The 6000-nt window shown below is 60.8% G+C and carries 7 protein-coding genes; 2 read left to right on the top strand and 5 right to left on the bottom strand.

The features are described 5' to 3' along the window. On the bottom strand, window positions 1–193 hold a 193-nt coding region (locus L8K25_RS20360), incomplete at its 3' end, for an SDR family NAD(P)-dependent oxidoreductase (RefSeq protein ID WP_242140831.1). 73 nt (window positions 194–266) lie between these two features. Here L8K25_RS20360 and L8K25_RS20355 point away from each other — a divergent pair. Then, entirely contained in the window at window positions 267–884 is a 618-nt protein-coding gene (locus tag L8K25_RS20355) for a TetR/AcrR family transcriptional regulator (protein ID WP_242140830.1), read from the top strand. Between the two features lie 186 nt (window positions 885–1070). Here L8K25_RS20355 and L8K25_RS20350 read toward each other — a convergent pair whose 3' ends face one another. The 4 genes from L8K25_RS20350 to L8K25_RS20335 all read right to left on the bottom strand — a co-directional run bounded on the left by L8K25_RS20350 (window position 1071) and on the right by L8K25_RS20335 (window position 5463). Next, window positions 1071–1466: a hypothetical protein gene (locus L8K25_RS20350; protein ID WP_242140829.1), complete on the bottom strand. Its 396-nt coding sequence runs from the start codon at window positions 1464–1466 to the stop codon at window positions 1071–1073. Between the two features lie 76 nt (window positions 1467–1542). Then, window positions 1543–2004, bottom strand: coding sequence for a VOC family protein (locus L8K25_RS20345; protein WP_242140828.1), 462 nt, complete (start codon window positions 2002–2004; stop codon window positions 1543–1545). 580 nt (window positions 2005–2584) lie between these two features. Continuing rightward, complete coding sequence (locus tag L8K25_RS20340; RefSeq protein ID WP_242140827.1) at window positions 2585–3517, bottom strand: hypothetical protein; 933 nt, start codon at window positions 3515–3517, stop codon at window positions 2585–2587. A 212-nt stretch (window positions 3518–3729) separates the two neighbouring features. Next, window positions 3730–5463, bottom strand: coding sequence for a hypothetical protein (locus tag L8K25_RS20335; RefSeq protein ID WP_242140826.1), 1734 nt, complete (start codon window positions 5461–5463; stop codon window positions 3730–3732). A gap of 159 nt (window positions 5464–5622) precedes the next feature. Here L8K25_RS20335 and L8K25_RS20330 point away from each other — a divergent pair, with 159 nt between their 5' ends. After that, a complete protein-coding gene (locus L8K25_RS20330) occupies window positions 5623–5994 on the top strand; it encodes a hypothetical protein (protein WP_242140825.1) in 372 nt (123 codons plus the stop codon). Window positions 5995–6000 lie beyond the last annotated feature (6 nt).

Genomic DNA, 6000 nt, shown 5'->3' with positions numbered 1-6000 from the left:
CGTCGCGGTCAGCGCTGTCGGTTTGCACCGCTTTGCCCCCGGTCTCTGCCGCAAGCCGCTCCGCGGCCGCTAGAGACCCCGCATAGGTAAAGATTACGGATGCACCTTCCGCGGCAAAGCGCCGGACGATCGCTGCGCCGATACCGCGACTACCCCCCAGTACAAGAACGGACTTTGCTTGTAACGGGGCCATGATGTGCATCCTTGAGAATTAATGTATGGCTCGCTACATAAATGCTCGATCAGACTCGTCAAGGTGTTTTGTAATGATGACTACAGATAAATCCCGGGCACGGGGTCGGCCCCGACGCTTCGATCCCGAAGAAGCAATTGGTACCGCGCAGCAGCTTTTCCATGCGCATGGCTATGACGCGGTCAGCGTCTCGGACATCACCACCGCGCTTGGGATAAACCCACCAAGTTTTTACGCCGCCTTCGGCAGCAAGGCCGGTCTCTACGCCCGCGTACTCGATCGTTATAACGCGACCAGCGCCATTCCCTTCGCCAATCTGCTGCGGGACGACCGGCCCGTGGGCGCCTGCCTCGCAGCGGTGCTCGAGGAGGCCGCCCGCTATTATACCGCCGACCCAATGGCGAGCGGATGCATGGTGGTGGAGGGCATCCGCGCGAAGGATGGCGACGCGCGCGAAGCTGCCTGTGAGATCAGCCTTGCCGCCGAAGCCGTGATTCGCGACTATATCGCTGCCCGCCATCCGGAAGATGCCCGGCGCCTGACCGACTTCGTCAGCACGACCATGTCGGGACTCTCCGCCAAGGCGCGCAATGGGCATGGGCTGGATCAGCTTCTTGCAACTGCACGTATTGCAGGCTTGGCTCTCGCACAGGTTTTCCCGGCTGCAGATTACGCTAGCGATCCCGTTTGATGCTCAGATGACCCATACCCGGACATCCACGCCCCCTTCCCCGCTCCCCAATTCCGGCCGCTCATTCATCGACGAATTTTGACCGCTCTTGGTGCCTCATCGTGCGGCTGTGAACGTCGTGACGTGGTGGGGAGCGGACAGGTGGCTTTCGGGGGAGCAGCTAGGTTAAAGCGGACGTGGCGGCGCTTATCGAGCGCAGACGCGGACTTGCTCATTCACCCAACATCCGCCGCGTTTGCGAGCCTTGCCGAGCGAATCGGAAGCGCGATCATCGGTAGGATCAGCATTCCAAGTCACATCGGCCGTGCCGTCACCGTTCGACGACACCATCGCGAAGTGTGGGTAATGTGGCTTGCCATGATCTCGAGTGTTCAGGGTGTAGTCGCCAGCTCCCATTGGATAGACCCAGCAGCGACCTGCAACCTTTACCTTGCCATCGACTTCGAGCCGGCATTCCCGTTTCTGTTCCGACGCGTTAGTCGTTTGGCCTCGGCTGGACGGCTTAGCACGTTGAGCCGCGACAATGGGCGTCACAGGCACGAACATTGCGGTGACACAAAGAAGCTTTAGCATACGCATCATAGATCAGTATCCATTCTGAGAAATTAGGGAGGTAGCGTGGGAACATGGCTCTGAAAGCCCGGGATGGGTATCTCAGTCAGTTGACCGGAGGCTGCATGAATTCTATCGTGATATGGTCAGGGCCTGACACATAGGCCACCAGCGTTCCCTTCCTTGGGCCGCCGGGGATCGACTGCGGACTTCCCTTCGGCTTCCATCCTGCGCCTTCAATGCGGGCGATGGCAGCGTGTATATCTCTCACAGTCAAAGCCAGGTGGGCGGCTCCGATCGCACCCCCGCTGTTCGGCACGGCCCCATTCTGGCGCCCCTTGGAATATCGCAGCAGTTCAATCAAGAAACCGTCTGGTGCTCTTACGGTCGCCGTTTTCACGTTCGGATCATCGACACCCGTCACCTGACGTAGGAAGTCGCCCCCCATCTCCGACCGCCGCTCAAGCTTGAAGCCAAGCGCTTCGGTCCAGAAGCGAACGGCTTCGTCCAACGAGGACACCGCGAAGCCTGTGTGATCTACAGCGATTACGTTGGCGGCTTCTGTCATTACTGCAGTCTCACTCTGATGGCCTTGCGACGTAGGGGTCTGTGCACCGACTGCGATCGGGAGCAGCAACATGGCGGTTAAGATTTTCATCCTGGCGATTTAAAGCGCGGGCCCGTGCCCGAAAAGGAACCCATAACTAGACTGTCGGTCAGGAGACCGCGGCAACGGTCGTCCGGGGCACCTGCTTTCCCAAAATCTGTTCCCGATCGCTCTTTCCCAAAAGGGCATGTCGGAGACGGAGAAATGGGAAAGATCGCGCCTTAACGAATGCCTGCTCTCGGAAGCCCGGGTCGCCAGCCTGAACGACCTGGTATGAGCGCTAACCGCCGGTCCGCTTTGCGGTTGGCAAGACCCAATCTCACCGTTCCCGGCAGGCCACTGACCGCCCAACTCCGGCCATTGGTTCATGACGGTCGGCAGCTAAAGTTTTCTGAGATGGTGAAGGATTGCCATACTCGATCCGGCCAGAAAGCTTCAATACGACCAGTAAGGAGCTTTGAGCAGCAAGAACGACCGGTCTTTGTCGAAAGTGAGCGGCGCATCGATGCCCGCCGCGACGAAGCCCCCTTCACGGCTTGTCTCAATTCATTCGCTTCAGCTCCGCCGCTTGATCCCTGAGGGAAGGTACGTTGCTTTCCTCCCGGATAGCGTCCGACAGAATGTCGCGCGCATACGGCTCTTGCGTGACATCCACTGTACCAGGAGAAAACTGCGTGCCGTAAATCTGCGGCTTGCCAATTGATGTTAAATAGCGATCGAGCGAGGCCGCTGCGATCCACGCGCCGTTTCGGCTGCCCCGCGCCGTTGCGATTACCGCCAAAGCGTGCGCCAGCAGATAGTCCTCTGGTCGATCACCGTGCTGGAAGATAAACGCGGCGTGCTCGTAGTCATCGCCGCTGGCGACGTGGTCCTCGGCAAGCAGCACCTGCATCTGCGCGCGCCGAGTTGCGTCCGCCGCCGCGACCTTCGACCAATCGATCTGCGAGCCACCACTCCGCGCTGCTTGATCCGCTTGGTAAATGGCTGTTACTTCGGGATCATTAGCGCGCTCAAGATCGGCTTTGTAGGTTCTGCTGATGTTCCATGGCCCGAGTGCGGCAGCCGTTTGAACGCGCGTAAGTCGATAAGGCGTGCCTGCGAACGCCGTCCAGACCATCCGCGCAGTGCCGTCGTCATGCGGTCTGACGGTAATGCGGTCTGACGGCCAGCCCGGCTGCGCTGGCGGGAAGAGAAACTCGATGCCGCCATCAGGTAAGGTGCGCGCCTTACTCGTCTCGCGTCGAACGACCGGACCAGCAACATTACGGAACTCTTCGCCGCGTGTCGGCGAAACGACATAAGCGGTCGGCTGATTCCAGACGGCTTTCCAGCCGGAAGGCGTCCGATCGACCTTGACCAGCATCAGCGTTGTCGCGCCAGCACGTAACGCCCAGTCACCGACAGGATCTGCTGCAACGGCGGGGACGGCCATGATCCCGATGGTCAGCGCCCAAGGCATAGTCCAGTTTTTCATTGGGCAATCATGCCACCGTAAGCCTGATCGGCAAGGTGCTGCCTCCTGCAACTGAGTGCTTATCGGTGATAGCGTTGCAGCCGCGACAATGGACCTCGCGGACGGAGTCCATTACCCTGGTCGACACCAATCACACGACGGCACCGACAGAATCGGTTGCGCGATAGCTACCGTTCGCATCCAGAAGCGAATTGCAACACGGATAGTTGAACTTATTCGGCTCGGGAGCTGGCTAGGCCGCTCAGCGTGCGCGGGCATTCGCGAGCGTTTGGAGCGTCGATGCGCAGTTGCTGAACCGTCACACGTTCTTGCCCCTGCGGCAGATAGCGAATCGTACGCTGTTTACCGTTATCCTCCACCAACAGGGCGTAGGGTACCAAGGCATTGTCCGGTTCACCTTCGGTACGAGCAAGAATTTTCATCCCGTCGCGCAGACCCGCCGCAAAGGCTGGAAGACGGCGATCTACCCCGGTCGCTACGTTGCCGGCACCAGCGGTTGCCTCTGCGTCGAACCCTCGTGAAAAGGATGGGCGCTGTTCGGTGACGACAGTGGCACACTGGCCGAACGTGTCTGCTGGCAAGACGATTGGTTCGCCCTTGACGAGGTAGCGGGTCTCATCAGGGGTGATATTTAATCCCCGGTCCGCGGCCAGCGCACGGAACAGCGAAGTCGCGGACACCTTTGAAGCACGCGCTGCGGCTATTTGAGCGTGCAGTACCGTGTCGAGGCTTGTCGCACCTCGGCTGCCGGCCAGCAACCGCGCGTTCCACATCGCCGCCAGCATCGCACCTCGCTGATAAGGTAGCTTCTGCGCCATCTCATCGTTCCAGAAGGCTGCGGCCGCCCGTTCGCCGGTCATGGTTCGCACCGGTGATCCGGCATACCCCGCCAGCATCTCGTTCCATTGCGCTGCGAATTCCGTTGGCGAGATCAAGCCGGCGCGCACCGTGAGTGCCCGTGCATAATAGTCGGTAAAACCTTCGCTGAACCAATAGTCCGCCGGCCGGGCTGCCTGGTCCTCTGACGTGGTGCCAAGCCGCACCGCGTTCCAGGTGTGGAAATATTCGTGAGCAAGCAGCCACTTCATGCGATCAAGCGGCGTCCGCTGGTCAATCCAGAGGGCGAACGCGTCGCCACGCCCGGTCCCGCCGAAGCTGGTGGCGGTCGGACTGCCGACGATGGGAGCGGCCGTCACCAGGAAAGGTGCGCGCTGGTCCGCGTTCCAGAATGTCCGCTCCACGCTGATCACCCGACGGGCGAGACCATCGAGCTGCTCCGGTGTGAACGCATAGCGTCCGACGGTCGCGACCCGCACCCCGGAGCCATCTAGCGCCGGGAAAGTCCGGAGGTCGCGGCCGCCAATGACGACACTCTCCAAGGCATCCGCGACGGTTCCCGGCCGGGTGGCCCGGCGGCCTTGCCCAGCAAGATGTTCGAGGTCTGATGCGAAACCGATACCGGGCGCGCCGAACCAATCAAAGGTCGCGGGCGAACTGTCGCGGCCGTTCGGATAACCGAACAACGCGTTGCCAACCGCGTAGAACCAGCGCGGACGGATGACGGGCCGCGGCTGGTCGCTGTCCTCAACGGTTGGATCGTGATCGTAGGCGGATAGAATGCGGTAACTCACCGTCAACTCCGCGCCGGGCGCGGCCCTGATCCGCCAATGACCATCGCCCTTCTTCTCGACCGCCGTCGCGCCCGCGACTGCGAAGTCCCGCTCCCACTGCCACAGGCGGCGCTCACCGGCCCAACCATTGGCCCATTCGAAATCGGAGATGCCCGACGGATCGACACGGAAGCGGACCTGTACCCGGAGCGCTGTGAGCACCCCGCCCGAGAGAACGGGCGCGAGCGTATAGCGAACCGGCTCGGGAGCGGTGCTGACGCGACTTTCAGCTCCCGACAGCGACAGGGCTACAACACTCAGAAGAAGCAAACGCATGCAATGACTTAGAACAAACGGCGGCTTACAGGCAATCGAAGCGGCGAGACGAACGGCAACAAATGGGGCGCAAGCGGATGTCGCCGCGGATCGGCCAATCACCTCCCATAAACTGAACAACTGCTGCCAGTGTCATTCAGGCCGGGCGCATCGGCAAGCATGCATGCACACCTTATCGGCTATCCGCCGTTCAGGAGATTGGAGATGTTTCGTAAGCTAGTCCTTTCCGTATCGCTCGGCCTTTCCGCGCTGGTTGCAGTCGTGCCGAACGTCGCTTCTGCCCAAAGCTATGGCGGCTGGAATGCACAATACCGTTCCGACGATGGCTATCGGGATAGTCGTTTCGGCGGTCGCCATGGATACGATGATCGTAGAAGCTATTATGCGCGCCAGCGCTGGGTTGCGCATCGGCGTTGGGAGCAAGAAAGGCGTCGCCGCGAATGGCAACGCGAACATTGGCGCGGCGGCTACGACCGGCGCGATGGCTGGGACCGCGGCCGTAACCGTTGGGATCGCCGCTATGACTACTAAGTCTTA

The organism is Sphingomonas sp. TREG-RG-20F-R18-01, assembly GCF_022662475.1.
Taxonomy (GTDB): Bacteria; Pseudomonadota; Alphaproteobacteria; order Sphingomonadales; family Sphingomonadaceae; genus Sphingomonas.
This window is presented reverse-complemented; position numbering and strand designations above follow the sequence as displayed.